Annotated in this window: 16 protein-coding genes; 10 read left to right on the plus strand and 6 right to left on the minus strand. The window is 41.7% G+C overall.

Annotation, left to right across the window (positions count from 1 at the left end; translation table 11 throughout):
• Window position 1 precedes the first annotated feature (1 nt).
• From K5R16_RS04735 to astE, 3 genes are all read right to left on the minus strand, one after another.
• Window positions 2–979: an alpha-ketoacid dehydrogenase subunit beta gene (locus tag K5R16_RS04735; protein WP_220736394.1), complete on the minus strand. Its 978-nt coding sequence runs from the start codon at window positions 977–979 to the stop codon at window positions 2–4.
• A 3-nt stretch (window positions 980–982) separates the two neighbouring features.
• Complete coding sequence (locus K5R16_RS04740) at window positions 983–2,161, minus strand: thiamine pyrophosphate-dependent dehydrogenase E1 component subunit alpha (protein ID WP_020912699.1); 1,179 nt, start codon at window positions 2,159–2,161, stop codon at window positions 983–985.
• A gap of 183 nt (window positions 2,162–2,344) precedes the next feature.
• Complete coding sequence (astE, locus tag K5R16_RS04745; RefSeq protein WP_220736395.1) at window positions 2,345–3,382, minus strand: succinylglutamate desuccinylase; 1,038 nt, start codon at window positions 3,380–3,382, stop codon at window positions 2,345–2,347.
• A gap of 247 nt (window positions 3,383–3,629) precedes the next feature.
• Between astE and msrA the strand changes: the two genes are divergently transcribed.
• Entirely contained in the window at window positions 3,630–4,109 is a 480-nt protein-coding gene (gene msrA, locus K5R16_RS04750; RefSeq protein WP_220736396.1) for a peptide-methionine (S)-S-oxide reductase MsrA, read from the plus strand.
• Between the two features lie 121 nt (window positions 4,110–4,230).
• Here msrA and pgm read toward each other — a convergent pair whose 3' ends face one another.
• Together pgm and seqA are read right to left on the minus strand one after the other, a co-directional pair.
• Window positions 4,231–5,874: a phosphoglucomutase (alpha-D-glucose-1,6-bisphosphate-dependent) gene (pgm, locus tag K5R16_RS04755; RefSeq protein ID WP_220736397.1), complete on the minus strand. Its 1,644-nt coding sequence runs from the start codon at window positions 5,872–5,874 to the stop codon at window positions 4,231–4,233.
• 35 nt (window positions 5,875–5,909) lie between these two features.
• Window positions 5,910–6,467 carry a replication initiation negative regulator SeqA gene (gene seqA / locus K5R16_RS04760; protein ID WP_220736398.1) on the minus strand — a complete coding sequence of 186 codons (558 nt, stop codon included), beginning with the start codon at window positions 6,465–6,467 and terminating at the stop codon, window positions 5,910–5,912.
• 268 nt (window positions 6,468–6,735) lie between these two features.
• Between seqA and K5R16_RS04765 the strand changes: the two genes are divergently transcribed.
• From K5R16_RS04765 to K5R16_RS04805, 9 genes are all read left to right on the plus strand, one after another.
• The gene (locus tag K5R16_RS04765; RefSeq protein ID WP_220736399.1) at window positions 6,736–7,494 is read left to right on the plus strand and encodes an alpha/beta fold hydrolase; all 759 of its coding nucleotides are present in this window, start codon (window positions 6,736–6,738) and stop codon (window positions 7,492–7,494) included.
• 95 nt (window positions 7,495–7,589) lie between these two features.
• Window positions 7,590–7,811 (plus strand): DUF2788 domain-containing protein, encoded by a 222-nt coding sequence (locus K5R16_RS04770; protein ID WP_020912706.1) that lies wholly within the window; start codon window positions 7,590–7,592, stop codon window positions 7,809–7,811.
• A gap of 11 nt (window positions 7,812–7,822) precedes the next feature.
• Window positions 7,823–8,095, plus strand: coding sequence for a LexA regulated protein (ybfE, locus tag K5R16_RS04775; RefSeq protein WP_220736400.1), 273 nt, complete (start codon window positions 7,823–7,825; stop codon window positions 8,093–8,095).
• Window positions 8,096–8,148: 53 nt separating this feature from the next.
• Complete coding sequence (fldA, locus tag K5R16_RS04780; protein WP_020912708.1) at window positions 8,149–8,676, plus strand: flavodoxin FldA; 528 nt, start codon at window positions 8,149–8,151, stop codon at window positions 8,674–8,676.
• A 98-nt stretch (window positions 8,677–8,774) separates the two neighbouring features.
• The gene (gene earP, locus K5R16_RS04785) at window positions 8,775–9,980 is read left to right on the plus strand and encodes an elongation factor P maturation arginine rhamnosyltransferase EarP (protein ID WP_259649766.1); all 1,206 of its coding nucleotides are present in this window, start codon (window positions 8,775–8,777) and stop codon (window positions 9,978–9,980) included.
• A 45-nt stretch (window positions 9,981–10,025) separates the two neighbouring features.
• Complete coding sequence (gene efp / locus K5R16_RS04790) at window positions 10,026–10,586, plus strand: elongation factor P (protein ID WP_220736401.1); 561 nt, start codon at window positions 10,026–10,028, stop codon at window positions 10,584–10,586.
• 337 nt (window positions 10,587–10,923) lie between these two features.
• Window positions 10,924–12,138, plus strand: a complete 1,215-nt coding sequence (locus tag K5R16_RS04795) for a pyridoxal phosphate-dependent aminotransferase (protein WP_220736402.1) — start codon at window positions 10,924–10,926, stop codon at window positions 12,136–12,138.
• Between the two features lie 113 nt (window positions 12,139–12,251).
• A complete protein-coding gene (gene yfbR / locus K5R16_RS04800) occupies window positions 12,252–12,839 on the plus strand; it encodes a 5'-deoxynucleotidase (protein ID WP_220736403.1) in 588 nt (195 codons plus the stop codon).
• A gap of 19 nt (window positions 12,840–12,858) precedes the next feature.
• Window positions 12,859–14,193 (plus strand): anti-phage deoxyguanosine triphosphatase, encoded by a 1,335-nt coding sequence (locus tag K5R16_RS04805; protein ID WP_220736404.1) that lies wholly within the window; start codon window positions 12,859–12,861, stop codon window positions 14,191–14,193.
• A gap of 620 nt (window positions 14,194–14,813) precedes the next feature.
• Here K5R16_RS04805 and K5R16_RS04810 read toward each other — a convergent pair.
• Complete coding sequence (locus K5R16_RS04810) at window positions 14,814–15,446, minus strand: YchE family NAAT transporter (RefSeq protein WP_220736405.1); 633 nt, start codon at window positions 15,444–15,446, stop codon at window positions 14,814–14,816.
• Between the last annotated feature and the right edge of the window lie 249 nt (window positions 15,447–15,695).

Here is a 15,695-nt window from a genome sequence, read left to right on the forward strand (position 1 = left end):
CCTAAAATTTAACCGATGCTTTAATCGCTTCAAAGGTTTTCAAAGCATCCGGCATATATTCTTTTTCATGGATTAACGGATAGGGAGTATCCAAACCACAAACTCGTGCAATCGGTGATTCAAGGTATAAGAAACACTCCTCTTGAATCGTAGCCGCTATTTCACCGGCGAAACCACCGGTTAACGGTGCTTCATGGTTAATGAGTAATCGGCCCGTCTTTTTAACTGATGCCGCGACTGTATCAACGTCCCACGGTGATAAGGTGCGTAGATCGATAACTTCACATGAAATGCCTTTCTTCGCTGCCATATCCGCGGCGTTCTCGAGAATTTCCATCTGTGCGCCCCAGCCTAACAAGGTGATATCTGTTCCCTGTTGAACAACTTCAGCTTTACCGAGTTCTATTTCAAAATCACCGTCACGTACTTCACCGACCGACGCGCGATAAAGACGCTTTGGTTCGAAGAATATGACTGGATTTTTATCTCTTATAGAAGCAATCAACAGGCCTTTAGCTTGCTCAGGATTACGAGGAATAACGACTTTAAGTCCTGGAGTCTGGGTGAAGTAAGCTTCAGGTGATTGCGAATGATAATGACCGCCAGCGATACCGCCGCCATAAGGCGTTCGGAAAGTTAATCCACCGACATCAAACTCATTGCCACTGCGGTAACGGAATTTTGCGCTTTCATTGACGATCTGATCGATTGCCGGAAAGATATAATCTGCAAATTGTATTTCTGCTACTGCCGTCATACCATTGGATGCGAGTCCATTAGCAAAACCGGCAATACCTTGTTCTGTTAGTGGGGTATTAAAGCAACGGTCACGACCAAACTTTTCTTGCAGGCCCGAAGTCGCTCTGAAAACACCGCCAAAATGACCAACGTCTTCACCAAATACCATCATTTTTTTATCAGCTTCCATTTCCGAGCTCAGGGCTTCGTTAATGGCTTGCAACATATTCATCTCTGCCACAGCTTAGATTCTCCCTGCGCTTTTTGGATAGGCTTCTGGATACTTTTTGATATGTGACTTTAGATCAGCTAACTGTTTCTCTAGAATTGGTGTTGGCTTGTCATACACATCTTGAATAAGTTCATCTAAGTGCGGTAACGGCACCTTTTCAGCAACTTTAAGTTCCGCTAACACCTCTTCACGGTATTTGACGTATAAATCGGCATCTTGTTTCTCGTTTAGCCAACCTTTATTGATCATCCATAACTTAAAACGTTTTACCGGATCATGTTGCTGCCATTTTGCTTCTTCATCCTTTGAACGATAGCCCGAAGGATCGTCAGATGATGAATGTGCGCCTAAACGATAGGTCATCGCTTCAATAAGCACTGGTGCATTATTATCTAACGCATAAGCACGAGCTTGTTGCGTCGCCGCCAATACAGCGAGCATATCGTTACCATCAACACGAATAGTGTGCATGCCATAGCCTGGGCCACGACTCGCAATCCCATTACCTGAGAACTGCTCTTCGGTTGGTGTAGAGATAGCATAACCGTTGTTACGGCAGAAGAAGATGACTGGTGAGTTAAGTACTGCTGCCATATTAAGACCGGCATGGAAGTCGCCCTCGGAGGCTGCACCTTCACCAAAGTAACAGATTGCGATATTGCGCTTTTTTTGCATTTTCAAACTGTAAGCAACGCCTGTTGCTTGGGGAATTTGCGTCGCTAGCGGCGAAGATATCGTCTGGTAGTTAAGTGCTTCGCTGCCATAGTGGATAGGCATTTGGCGGCCTTTGCCCAAATCTTTTTCGTTACTGAACATTTGGTTCATAAACTGTTCAGTGGTGAATCCACGGTAGCGTAGCGCTGCATGTTCTCGGTACTGAGCTAGAATAACATCGCCGTCGTCAAGCGCAGCGGTGCTGCCAATAATAGAGGCTTCTTCACCGGTACATGTCATATAAAAGCTAATTCGACCTTGACGTTGCGCACCCAACATACGCTCGTCGATGACCCGCGTAAATACGCAGGTATCGTGGATTTTATTCGCTAAATCTTCGTCTATGACGGGCAATACAGCTCCTTCATAGGCTGTACCATCTGCTTGTAATACTTTAAGGATGGGGATCGCGATAGCATTTTTATCTAAAAAACTTACACGATGGACAGTCTCAGCATTTGTTGTTGCGTTGCTCATAATGTGCTCTTGTTATTTATGATGCTTCCAAATGTCAAAAAGAAACATCTATCTATTCTAATACGCGGGAAGAACATTACGTTAACGTAAACTAACTCTCAATACTTCCCATCACTCAAAAGACAACTAAGCGCCTCCGTGCATGTATATATTGGTTTACATGCACAGTTATTCAGTTTCAATTTAGTCTAAATTACTGTCGTCTGCAGTCTTTAACATTAGTACCGTACGCTGACCAACAGGCACTTTAGCGTTAGGGAAAACGATAGACTCAAACTCATGCTCAATCTTAACCGCCTTACCGCCCTCTTTCGCTAACGTATAGCCTTTAGGAAATGCGGTAAAGTTTTCGACATCATTAGTAAAGTTAAATTCAAAATCGTCAAAATGTTTGTTCACAGAACGGCAGACTTGATAGAGATTTAATCGTTTAAGGTCAAACTCTGGCAATTGTAGATCTTTACCGGTCATCAACAAGGTCAACATCTCTTTCATGGCGATAAAACGAGTCATATCGTTCTGCCCCATCGGGAAGACTTTTCCTAATTCGATGGTGAAGGCATCAGCTCGATAATTCTCAGATGAGAAGTAGCTGAAGGTTGTCGTTGGTTCATGATGAAATAAAATGGTATTTACGCCACAAGATTCAAGGAACATTATCTGCTCTCGACTGTACTTTCGGCCAGGTCGATAAGGATAGATAGCGAACTTTTCATGCTTTGAGCCGCGTATAGCAGTATGCAGATCATAGTGTATACGGTGTCTTTCACCTGATTGTGATGCGTAAAATCTATCAACATATTGTTCTAACTTATGAGCTCGAACGCGCTCAGGATTACACAAACCTTCATCACGTGAATGTGTGCCATTAAACAAACGGTTTAAATTTTCATCAATAAAGCGCGTACCATTGTGGATAGCAGCAGGATTACCAATTAGAAACATTACCCGCTGTGCAAGTTTTAGCTCTTCAGATAAAATTTGAGTGATTAATGCATTACAAAGTTCGATCGGCGCAGTCTCATTGCCATGTACCGCACAGGACAGCACAATATCTTTACTGTGCTTAAGCTGCTTTGGCGAAAACACAATAACGCCGGTATCCCACACTTCAACATGTGTATGCTCACCTAAGTCAAATTCAAAGCTCTCTGACAGATACTGAGGATGAGCCAACGTTAGTGCGAGAAAATCCTTAGACTGCTTCAATTCATGAAACACAAATCACTCCTTATTTATACTTGTCTGGGCGCTGAACGTAAGTTTGATTATCCATTTAAACCAAGCTACCTCGGCGCTAATGCACTGGATATTAGCACGAAATACACCTACAGAAGGCAACGAATTTACAGTCTTAGTTCAACAAGTAATCAGCTAGATTAATTTATGCTTGCATTGCAACTAAACATAAAACACAATGAAGACATCTAGCCATCTAAACGGCTAACAATATATATTAGGAGTCGACATGGCTTTAGCTACATTCGGTGCAGGTTGTTTTTGGGGTGTTGAATATTTTTTTAAGCAAGTAGACGGTGTGGCTAACTGTATCTGTGGTTATATGGGTGGAGACGATCAATATTCCTCATATGTTGACGTGAAAGCGGGTATAACAGGTCACGCTGAAGTCGTACAAATTGAATACGATCCGAGCAAGGTTTCATTCAACACACTGTTAGAAATATTCTGGCAAAACCATAACCCGACTACCCTAAACCAGCAAGGTGACGATATCGGCGATCAATACCGTAGTAGTGTCTTTTTCCACGATGCTTTACAACAGAAACAAGCACAGCTTGCGAAACAAGCAATAATAGACAGCAAAAAGTGGGGCAATAAGCCAGTTGTGACTGAAATTGTTCCTATCAAGCAATTCCATGAGGCTGAAACGTATCATCAGGATTATTTGGCTAAGAACAACCTACCTAGCTGTCATATTAGTTTCTAAACTGGGTAGAGAACACTCTGCAGTTTTGACGATTAACTTTTAAGATTAGCTTTAACATTTTGCAGTAAAAAACCATAAAAAAAGGCGCCATTCGGCGCCTTTGTTGTTAACAAATCTGATACTAACCCGCTAGCGCTTGTTCGACTATCTGCTGCGCTTCTGTTAATAAAAGCTGCAGATGCTCTTCACTAACAAAGCTTTCACCGTAAAGTTTAAATAACGCCTCAGTACCTGAAGGGCGTGCGGCAAACCAACCATTACTAGTAGAAACTTTGATGCCGCCTATTGCTGCGTTATTGCCTGGCGCATGAGTGAGCTTTTGGCTAATAACATCGCCTGCAAGTGTTGCCGCTGATATCGACTCAACAGTGATTTGACTAAACTTAGCCTTGTTGTCTAAACTAATTGGGCTATCAATCCTCTGGTAATAACTTTTACCAAATTCACCCTCAAGTTCAAGGTAACGTTGCTGTGGCGTTTTACCAGTAACAGCTAATATTTCAGCTGCCAATAAACAAAGAATAAAGCCATCTTTATCAGTGCACCAAGTGCTACCATCAAGCCTTAAAAAAGCAGCTCCAGCGCTCTCTTCTCCGCCAAAAGCAAAAGTACTGTTGGCGAGACCTTCCACGAACCATTTGAAACCGACCGGGACTTCTGACATACGCTTGCCATGCATGTCACAGACCTTATCAATCATGGCGCTCGACACTAATGTTTTACCTATTAGCATGTTGTCGGTCCAATCAGGTCTATGTGTTACCAAGTAATCGATGGCTACGGCAAGAAAGTGGTTAGGATTCATTAACCCAGTGCCAGGGCACACTATTCCATGACGATCATAATCAGGATCATTGCCAAAGCAAAGATCGTAATTATCTTTATGGGCAAGCAGACCCGCCATAGCATAAGGAGATGAACAATCCATGCGGATTTTGCCATCTTTGTCTAACGGCATAAAGCTGAAGCTTGGGTCAATGTTGTTATTAACAATTGATATATCTAAGCCATATTGCTCAGCGATAGGTTGCCAATAGTGAATACCTGAACCACCTAGCGGATCGACGCCTAGACGTAGCTTAGCATCAGCAATAGCTGACAAGTTTATAACGTTCGCTAAATCATCTACATAAGGCGTAATAAAATCTTCTTGGTTAACAAATTCAGACTGCAGCGCTTGGGTATAATCGCAGCGTTTAACGCCGACTAAACCATTCGCTAAGTATTCGTTGGCTCGATGTTGGATCCATTGAGTGATATCACCTTCGGCTGGTCCGCCATGGGGAGGATTATACTTAATACCGCCATCTTGAGGTGGGTTATGCGACGGAGTCACAATCAGTCCATCGACTAAATCATGTTCTCTATTTTTATTCGCGCAAACGATGGCATGTGAAACAACGGGCGTTGGGGTAAAGCCATCATTCACATGCACAGCGACGGTAACTTTATTTGCCACTAACACTTCAATTACTGATATTGCCGCTGGCTGAGATAAAGCGTGGGTATCAATGCCTAAGATAAGTTTGCCGCTAATGCCTGCTTGGAGGCGGTAATCTGCAACAGCCTGTGCGATAGCCAGTAGGTGCGCCTCATTAAAACTGCGTTTAACCGCACTACCACGATGCCCTGAAGTGCCAAAGGTCACTTGCTCAGTAACCTCTGCTACATTAGGGCTTAATCGATAATATAGGCTGATGAGTTTGGAGGTGTTGACCAAATCCTTTTGCTCAGCAATCTGCCCTGCTCTTTCATGTATAGCCAAAAACTAGCTCCTTTAGTTACTGTTATATTTTGATATCAAATTTTACTGGTGATTGCAGCAACTTGCTCTTCATCGGTACCAAATTGGGTTAATACTTCTGACAAAATAGTGCGTTTCTTAGCAGTATTATTGTTGGTCGTCACCCAAAATCCACTCTTACCAATCTCTTTTGGATTAGCCGACTTACTGGCTTTTAGTAATGCATCCTTAGAGGTGGCAAAATACAAACGGTCGCGTCCTTGGATCTGTAGTACTTGCTGAAATTGGCTGTTAGACGATTGGTAAACCGTATCGAGTATAAATAGAAAACGTCCAACCGCCCCCTTTTGCGCCGCTAGCAGTTCTGCATCGATAAGCCCAATAAAGTCTGATGTTTGGACTGCTGGCGCTACTTTTGTCGCAACAACTGCTTCAACCACTTCCTTGTTTACTTCCAAGCTTGGATGGCTAATGGTTTCAGGCTCTGTCTGTGCAATTGAATCAACGCGCAGCCCGAGTAGTCGACGTAAAATATCAGAGGCACTCTCGCCAATATGTTCAGTCTTGCTGGCAATGTGACGGTAAAGTTCTTCATCAACCTCGATATATTTCATAGCGTTTATCTTCCTTACGTAGAAAACTGGTTTCGGTGTTATTAATGACTATATTACAGCCCCGAATTATCCCCTCAGTGTAACGAGGTTTAGAGCCTTGATAAAGCACCAATAATTGAAAACTGCGATCCACATAAGAAAGAGTGACTGTTAATCCTATTAAGCGCTCAATAATGCACCAAAGAGATGACAATTTAATGTCCTGACTTGGATTATTTTAGCGATACAGGCACAATCTGCCTCAATTGATCTTATCGGTAGATATAAAATGCACTATACGACCAATGGCAATGGACCGGTTGTAATTCTTATCCATGGATTATTTGGTGATCTTGATAACCTTAAAGCGCTTGGTAAAAGTTTAGAAGATAGCTTTACCGTCGTCAGAGTTGATGTTGCTAATCATGGCAATAGTAAGCAGGTCTCCTCTATGACCTATCTATCGTTAGCTGAAGATATCAAGCAACTCATTGAAACCCTAAAGATTAGCAGTGCTATTTTAGTTGGTCATTCTATGGGCGGTAAAATCGCTATGGCAACAGCGCTATCTTACCCAGATCTGGTTAGCAAACTGGTGGTAGCAGATATAGCGCCTGTCACTTATAACAGTCGCCATGACAAAGTATTTGAAGCACTCGAAAGCATGCCGCTTAGCCAAATTAAAGATAGACGCGACGCACTCAAACATATGCATGAGCATGATATCGATGAAGGGACAGCGCAGTTTCTTTTAAAATCACTTGCACGCAGTGGCGACGGATTTAAATGGAAGATGAATTTATCAGGCTTGAAACAAAGCTATAACGACATAATTAATTGGCCGACATTTACTACGCCATACCAAGGATCTTGTCTATTTATAAGAGGCGGCGACTCAGACTATGTTACGTCAGCACACCGAAGCGCTATAATTGAGCAATTCCCAGCAGTTAAAGCAAAGACTATTGAGGGGACGGGTCATTGGTTACATGCTCAAAAAGCCAGCATTTTTAACCGTATAGTTAGAGATTTCATTACCAATAAATGAGCCTTAAATTGGGCTATTAAGGTGTAAATCGTCTAGCCGCTTTAAAACTTATGTGGTATATTCGCGCCACTTTTTTTGGCCAGAAGGAATGGTAGATGTTAATGCAATATATGGAACAGATTGAAGCTTTAGGCTTAAACCTGTTTTTTGCAGCCATTTTCTTTTTTATTGGTATGGCCATACACGATGTACTAAAGCAGGGAAAAGTCCCTAAATTTGGTCGATACATTGTTTGGTTGGTTTTATTTCTCGGCTGTGCCGGGTTTATAGCAAAAGGGATTATACAGATGACTTGGGAAGGCTCAGGCATCAGTTAAATACGAACTCAATGGCAAAAGAAACATCAGATAGAACCACCATTGATCTGTTCGCAACAGAAAAACGACGTGGTCGTCCTCGTAGCAACCCACTGCCGCGGGACCAGCAACTAAAAATTAATAAAAGAAATCAGATCCAACGCGACAGAGCGAACGGATTAAAGCGAATAGAGTTAAAGGTGTCACAAGATTTGTATGACGCCTTGAATGAACAGGCAATGGCCAGTAACATCAGCCGCAGTCAGTTAATAGAATCAATACTGCAAAAGTTAGTAAGTGATTAAAGGCTTTTGCAGCATAAATACCTTAAAGTGAACTAGATATTAAAGGAACAACAATGGCTACAGTAGGTCTTTTTTTCGGGTCTGACACAGGCAACACCGAAGCCGTCGCCAAAATGATCCAGAAAAAACTGGGTAAGAAAATGGTTGAGGTGAAAGATATCGCCAAAAGTACCAAAGAACAGATAGCAGATTATGATCTGCTTCTTTTCGGGATCCCAACATGGTATTACGGTGAAGCACAGTGTGATTGGGATGATTTTTTCCCAGAACTTGAGCAAGTCAACTTTGAAGATAAGCTAGTCGCTATTTTCGGTTGTGGCGATCAAGAGGATTACGCTGAATACTTCCTTGATGCGATGGGCATGGTTAATGAGATTGTTGAAGGTCGCGGCGGTATCGTTATCGGTCACTGGCCAACAGAAGGCTATGATTTTGAAGCGTCTAAAGGTTTAGTTGATGACAAACATTTTGTCGGACTAGGCATTGACGAAGACCGTCAACCAGAACTAACTGAAGAGCGTGTAGATGCTTGGGTCAAGCAGATCTACGAAGAGATGTGCTTAGCAGAATTAGAAGATTAATAGTCCATTAGGATTACTAAGCTTTAAAACAAAAACGGCATTTATGCCGTTTTTTGTGTTTATAGTGATCATAAAAGATTTTTAGGTAGCAAGTAGTAATGACAAGTATGGTAGAAGCCGAAAAGCCTTGGGCGAACTGGGATATCTTTTGTGCCGTGATAGATAACTATGGCGACATAGGTGTTACTTGGCGTCTAGCCAAGCAACTCACAAATGAATACCAGTTAAACGTCACTCTGTGGGTCGATGACTTAAAGAGCTTTTCCCATATACTACCTTCTCTCGACCTAGAGCTTGCCAGCCAAGTTCAGCATGGTGTAAAAATAAACCTCTGGAGTAAGCCGTTACCGGTTTGCTTTCGCTGCCCTGATGTCATTATTGAAGCGTTTGCCTGTAATTTACCTGACAATGTAGTGAAGATCATGCATGACCAGCATCAAGCCTTCAAAAATGATCTTAGCGTGATCAAGGCGCCAGTTTGGTTAAACCTTGAGTATCTTAGTGCTGAATCTTGGGTGGAAGGATGTCATGGGCTACCGTCTATGCAAAATAACGGTTTGAATAAGAGCTTCTATTTCCCAGGATTTACCGCAAAGACTGGCGGTTTGATATGTGAGAAAGACGTTCTTAATCAACGGCAAGAATGGCAAAGCAGTCCACATTATCGTAAGCAGTTGTTTGATAAACTGGGGCTTAAAGGTATCGCTAGTAACGATACCGTAATCAGTGTTTTTAGCTATGAAACGCCAGCGTTGCTAGCCTTATGCAATTTGTGGATGCTGAGCAATGCACCAGTTCACGTTCTTATTCCCAAGGGTCGCAGCCTAAATAGTTTACAGCCATTATTGCCTTGCTCTATTGAAGATCTTAAATCTGCACAACAGATAAAACACGGTAATCTAACCCTGCATATTTTGCCGATGACGGATCAACAAGGCTTTGATCAGCTGTTATGGAGTTGTGATTTTAATATTGTTCGCGGTGAAGACTCATTTTTACGTGCTCAATGGGCAGCAAAACCATTTATTTGGCATATCTATCCTCAAGAGGATGATTATCATCTGGTGAAATTAGACGCATTTCTCGACTTGTACTGCAGTGAACTGACTAAAGATGCCAGCGAAGTATACCAAAACTTAAATATCGCATTTAATAAAAATAACCGAGAAAATACGCTACAAGCATGGAAAAACCTGACTTATGCCATGGCTGAGCTTTCTAAAAATGCAAAACAATGGCCAATTAACGCATTAAATGATGCAGATCTTGCTTCTCGACTAGTTCAATTCGTCAAAAATAGCTAAGATACTGCGTTGAAATAGAAAAAACCTAAAATAGGAAATAGTGTAATGAAAACTGCTCATGAAATCCGTCCTGGTAACGTGATCATGTTAGATGGCAACCCATGGGTTGTACTAAAGACAGAAACAACTCGCTCTGGCCGTAACGCAGCGATTGTAAAATTAAAGCTAAAGAACGTTTTACTTGATTCTACAACCGAAACATCGTTTAAGGGTGAAGACAAGTTAGATTCTATTATTCTAGAGCGTCTTGATTGTACTTATTCATACTTTGCAGATCCAATGTACGTCTTCATGGATGCTGAATATAACCAGTATGATGTTGAAGCGGAAAACTTGGGTGATGCAGCAGCTTATATTGTTGATGGCATGGAAGATATTTGCCAAGTAACATTCTACGAAGAAAAAGCTATCTCTGTAGAACTGCCAATTGTCGTTACCCGTGAAGTCACTTACACAGAGCCTTCAGCACGTGGTGATACTTCAGGTAAAGTGATGAAGCCGGCGACTATTGCTGGTGGTAGCACATTAAGTGTTGCTGATTTCGTTAAAACTGGCGATTTTATCGAAATCGATACTCGCACAAACGAATTTAAGAAACGCGTTTAACCTCAAACGTTTTTCATCTAAGCCAACCTTTATGGTTGGCTTTTTATTATCTGTATTATGACCTACACATAGGAAGATTGTACTCATTACTGGTTTTGTGAAGTTAAACCATTAGTTAACATTGTCGACCACTCAGCATTAAACAGAGTATTACCCCGCCGATACAGGCCGCAGCAGAGCATACAACCAGCATCAGTTGACGTTCTCAGTGGATGCCGAACAAACACCTAATCTGTGTCATATTTAGCACTATCTTTGTAGGTTCATTTTAGTTATTGTTCATTCCATAATGTCGTTGAGACAATTAACTCATTTTAAAAGCATTTTCGAGGTTTCGATGCGCCCCATAATCAAATCCACCAAATTGGACTCTGTCTGCTACGATATCCGTGGCCCTGTGCATAAAGAAGCAAGAAGACTAGAGGATGAAGGTCATCGGATCTTAAAGCTCAATATTGGTAACCCTGCCCCCTTCGGATTTGAAGCCCCTGAAGAGATCGTTCGTGATGTTATTTTAAACCTGCCAAGTGCTCAGGGATATTGTGAATCAAAAGGACTCTTTTCAGCCAGAAAGGCGATCGTTCAGCATTATCAATCCCAAGGCATATTTGGTGTCGATATTGAAGATATCTATATCGGTAACGGTGTATCAGAACTTATTGTGATGGCAATGCAAGGCCTACTTAACAGTGATGATGAAGTACTCATTCCCTCACCAGATTATCCGCTATGGACAGCCGCTGTGCACCTATCAGGTGGTAAAGCACAGCATTATCGCTGTGATGAAGAATCAGATTGGTTTCCTGATATTGATGACATAAAAAGTAAAATTACTCCGCGTACGCGCGGGATTGTGCTAATCAATCCGAATAATCCAACCGGAGCTGTTTATTCAAAGGAACTGATCCTAGAAGTCATCGAGTTGTGCAGACAAAACGATATGATTTTATTTAGTGATGAAATCTACGATAAAATTTTATACGATGACGCCGAGCACATTCCGTCAGCGAGTCTTTCGACTGACATTTTAACAGTTACTTTTAATGGTCTATCGAAAGTATACCGAGCTGCTGGTTTTCGAGTAGGTTGGATGATGCTTACCGGTAACTTAAAATCAGCAAAAAGCTATATCGAAGGCTTAGACATGTTAGCCTCAATGCGCTTGTGTGCCAATGTGCCTAATCAACATGCCATACAAACCGCTTTAGGTGGTTATCAAAGTATACAAGAGCTAGTGCAACCAGGAGGACGCCTGCGCGTACAGCGGGACACTTGCGTTGAGATGCTAAACCAGATCCCTGGGATCAGCGTCGTAAAGCCAAAAGGCGCGCTCTATGCTTTTGCAAAGCTGGATCAGAAGAAATTCAATTTACGCGATGATGAGCGTTTAGTGCTTGATCTACTAAAAGAGAAAAAGATACTTTTAGTTCAAGGCACCGCATTCAATTGGCCTGAACCTGATCACCTGCGAGTTGTATTTTTACCTTATAAAGATGAGTTGACCAAGGCGCTAGGTGAATTCGGTGAGTTTCTAGATGGTTATAAGCAATAGCTTATCCATTTCGAGGGTGAGTCTACTATTAATAATAAAACGACCTTAGGGTCGTTTTTTATTGAGGTGGTTATGATAATCTCAATAAGCTCTCACATGATGTAAGGAAACTAATGAGCCATTTATTTGCCCACTTAGCTAGAATGAAATTAATTCAACGCTGGCCACTTATGTACAACGTAAGAACTGAGAATGTTCAAGAACACTCTCTTCAAGTCGCTATGGTAGCCCATTCACTTGCCATTATTAGCAACAAAAAATTTGATGGCAACTACGATCCGAACCAAGCTGCGACCATCGCAATCTTTCATGATGCAAGCGAAATACTGACTGGTGACCTGCCAACTCCAGTAAAATACTTTAATAAAGAAATTGAAGCCGAGTACAAAAAAATAGAAGCGATTGCAGAGCATCGTTTACTAGAGATGGTGCCCGAAGAGTTTAAGGAGGACTATCAAGCGCTGTTAACCAGTGAGTACGCAGATAGCCAATATAAAATGTTAGTAAAGTCTGCCGACACACTTTGTGCTTATTTAAAATGCCTAGAAGAACGTCGAGCTGGTAATACCGAATTTAATACCGCACAGAAGCGATTAGAACAGAGTCTTAAAAACGACCCTAATCCTGCGGTAAACTATTTCATTGAATGTTTCATCCCAAGCTTCACTCTCGATTTGGATGATATCAACAAGTTGCTATAAGTCTTACAAAGGAAGTCGCATGGATATTACACCTTGGCATGAGAGACGTTTGATTGAAGACAAACACAGACGAAACGATCATCGTAGTCCCTATCAACGAGATCGTGCTCGCATACTTCACTCAGCAGCCTTTAGACGGTTACAAGCTAAAACACAGGTGCTTGGTGTCGGCCTCAATGACTTTTATCGCACTCGATTGACTCATTCCCTTGAAGTTAGCCAGATTGGCACAGGGATCCGTGCTCAGCTTAAACAGAAACACCCAGAACAAGATGCATTACTTGATTCCATGAGCTTGATAGAATCTTTGTGCTTAGCCCACGATATTGGCCACCCGCCCTTTGGACATGGTGGTGAAGTGGCACTTAACTATATGATGCGCGATCATGGCGGCTTTGAGGGTAACGGACAAACGTTTAGGATCTTGACCAGAATCGAACCCTATACTGAATATTACGGAATGAACCTCTGCCGACGTACATTGCTCGGTGTGCTCAAGTATCCAGCTCCTTATAGTTTGCTACAACGCAACCTTCCCCGCAAAGAAGTCAGTCATTTTAGACAGTTAAAGCCATCACAATGGCCACCCGTTAAAGGACTATTTGATGATGACCTCGAGATCTTAGACTGGGTATTAGCGCCATTAACTGAAGCAGATAAAGCACAGTTTCTTTCTCATCAGCTGGTAGAGGGTTCCGTTCACCGCAGGACCCAATACAAATCATTTGATTGTTCCATTATGGAACTGGCCGATGATATTGCTTATGCCGTTCATGATCTAGAAGACGCGATCGTTATGGGGATCGTTACCCGTGAGCAGTGGACTAAAGATGTGGAGAACAAGCTTAAACAAAGCAAAGATTGTTGGCTCAAAAATGAATTCACCACAATAGGTGAAAGACTTTTCTCTAGTAAACACCATCTAAGAAAAGACGCCATTGGCACTTTGGTTAATGGTTTTGTAACAGCAATATCCATTACCGAAAACATAAAGTTTAGTGAGCCACTCTTAAGATATAATGCGGCATTGGAGAGTGATTTCAATGAAGCTCTGGAGATCCTAAAGCAGTTTGTTTATCAATATGTTATTCGAAAACCTGAAATACAGATGCTTGAATATAAAGGCCAACAAATAGTTATGGAGCTGTTTGAAGCGTTTATATCAGATCCTGAAAGACTCCTGCCGACAAACACTCAAGAACGCTGGAAAGAGGCGCAACACAAAGGGCTAAATTGTCACCGCGTAATAGCGGACTATATCTCAGGAATGACAGATGAATTTGCAGCAAGGCTGCATCAACACTTGTTCAGCCCAAAATCAGGTTCAATGATTGAATTAAACCGAGAACTTTAGTGAGTTATACCAATCAGTATAAGTAGTTGATCTACTCAGAGTGTTTTTGGCGAACTAATTCAAGGCGGACTAATTCAAAGTGAGTAATGACACAATGGTTATTCCCTTATGAGTTTATTCAACGCAGAAGTAGGAAGCCAAATACACTCCTTACAGGCGAGTTTTAGAGGCTTTGATGCTGTGTTAATGAACTTGAATGTAGAATAACTATGTTCTTCATTCATTGCCTTACCTCAAAGTCGCTAAACTCTCGCTGAGCGATCAAATCTTTATACTGATTGGTATTAACCTTCTTAAACCGAGCAGGTATATACCCGTTCTACTTGAAGGTGCTCGTTTCAGAGGCATTGTGCCTGTTCAATTCTAGGCGCATTAATGTAGAAATGGTTATTCCCTTTTAAATTAGTGCAACAACGAAGTGGGCTGGCACAAAGCCTTCTGCGATGGGCTTTACTGGACTTTACTCAGTGTTATTGATTTTACCAAGGGAATGACCATTCGTGGCAATCAATGCCGTGATTAAAGTCCATTAAATTCCCACTGAATCCTGCACCTTCAGGTAGAACGGGTATATACAAAAAAGGCACCTAACGGTGCCTTACTTATTTAATTAGAACCCGTTAAGCCATCACACCGGGGAATAGACCTTTAATTCCGGCGCCAATGACTTCGATGCCAATCGAAAGCATCAGCAAGCCCATTAGACGTGTGATGACGTTAATACCTGTGTTACCCAGCACTTTAAAAATAAGTGGCGCCATTCTAAATAGTGAAAAACTTAACAACCCAAATAGGATCACCGTAATAGACATGCCAATAAGGTTCTCTAAGTTATTGTGCTCAGCCGCTGAAACAATGACCGAACTAATAGCGCCAGGCCCCGCCATTAATGGTAGCGCTAACGGCACAACAGCAACCGATTCCATTCCCGATGCTTCACGGTCTTCCTCTTTATTACGCTTAACCTCACCTAATTTGCCTTGTAACATCGACATAGCAATAATACAAATAAGTGAGCCGCCAGCTATTCTAAAGGCCGATAGAGAGATACTGAATAAATTTAATATATGTTGGCCAGCAAAAATAGTCACTAGCAAGATCACAACAACCGCAAAATTGGCGATTTTACCGGTTTGATTACGTTCAACTTCAGTTTGGTGGCTAGTTAAACTCACAAACACAGGCAACAATCCAAATGGATTGATGATCGCAATTAACCCTAAGAAAAACTTTACATAAAGAGTTAAATCCAACGTCTCGTCCTCTGCGCCTTAGCGCCTCTATAATAAGCAATAAAAAAGTTGCGCTACTCTAACGCAACTAGTCGAAATCCAAAAATGAGTTTTTCTAACCGAAATCACAACTTTGAATAAATTTTATTAATCGATTTTCAAAGTAAATTTTTACAAAAACGTAACACACTGTTGCTAAGATAGTTATTTTATTACAGATAGCAACATTTTTGCGGACTTGATCACGGTGAAAAGACTCATTTGAGTGTA

The sequence above is a fragment of the Shewanella sp. c952 genome (assembly GCF_019654975.1).
Classification (GTDB): domain Bacteria; phylum Pseudomonadota; class Gammaproteobacteria; order Enterobacterales; family Shewanellaceae; genus Shewanella.

What these genes read in the sequence shown, in the direction of transcription:
- K5R16_RS04805 (WP_220736404.1), top strand. Translation starts at nt 12,859, where the DNA reads ATGGATATTACACCTTGGCATGAGAGACGTTTGATTGAAGACAAACAC.
- msrA (WP_220736396.1), top strand. Translation starts at nt 3,630, where the DNA reads ATGGCTTTAGCTACATTCGGTGCAGGTTGTTTTTGGGGTGTTGAATAT.
- K5R16_RS04770 (WP_020912706.1), top strand. Translation starts at nt 7,590, where the DNA reads ATGTTAATGCAATATATGGAACAGATTGAAGCTTTAGGCTTAAACCTG.
- K5R16_RS04740 (WP_020912699.1), bottom strand. Translation starts at nt 2,161, where the DNA reads ATGAGCAACGCAACAACAAATGCTGAGACTGTCCATCGTGTAAGTTTT.
- K5R16_RS04795 (WP_220736402.1), top strand. Translation starts at nt 10,924, where the DNA reads ATGCGCCCCATAATCAAATCCACCAAATTGGACTCTGTCTGCTACGAT.
- ybfE (WP_220736400.1), top strand. Translation starts at nt 7,823, where the DNA reads ATGGCAAAAGAAACATCAGATAGAACCACCATTGATCTGTTCGCAACA.
- efp (WP_220736401.1), top strand. Translation starts at nt 10,026, where the DNA reads ATGAAAACTGCTCATGAAATCCGTCCTGGTAACGTGATCATGTTAGAT.
- seqA (WP_220736398.1), bottom strand. Translation starts at nt 6,467, where the DNA reads ATGAAATATATCGAGGTTGATGAAGAACTTTACCGTCACATTGCCAGC.
- earP (WP_259649766.1), top strand. Translation starts at nt 8,775, where the DNA reads ATGACAAGTATGGTAGAAGCCGAAAAGCCTTGGGCGAACTGGGATATC.
- fldA (WP_020912708.1), top strand. Translation starts at nt 8,149, where the DNA reads ATGGCTACAGTAGGTCTTTTTTTCGGGTCTGACACAGGCAACACCGAA.
- K5R16_RS04765 (WP_220736399.1), top strand. Translation starts at nt 6,736, where the DNA reads ATGCACTATACGACCAATGGCAATGGACCGGTTGTAATTCTTATCCAT.
- yfbR (WP_220736403.1), top strand. Translation starts at nt 12,252, where the DNA reads ATGAGCCATTTATTTGCCCACTTAGCTAGAATGAAATTAATTCAACGC.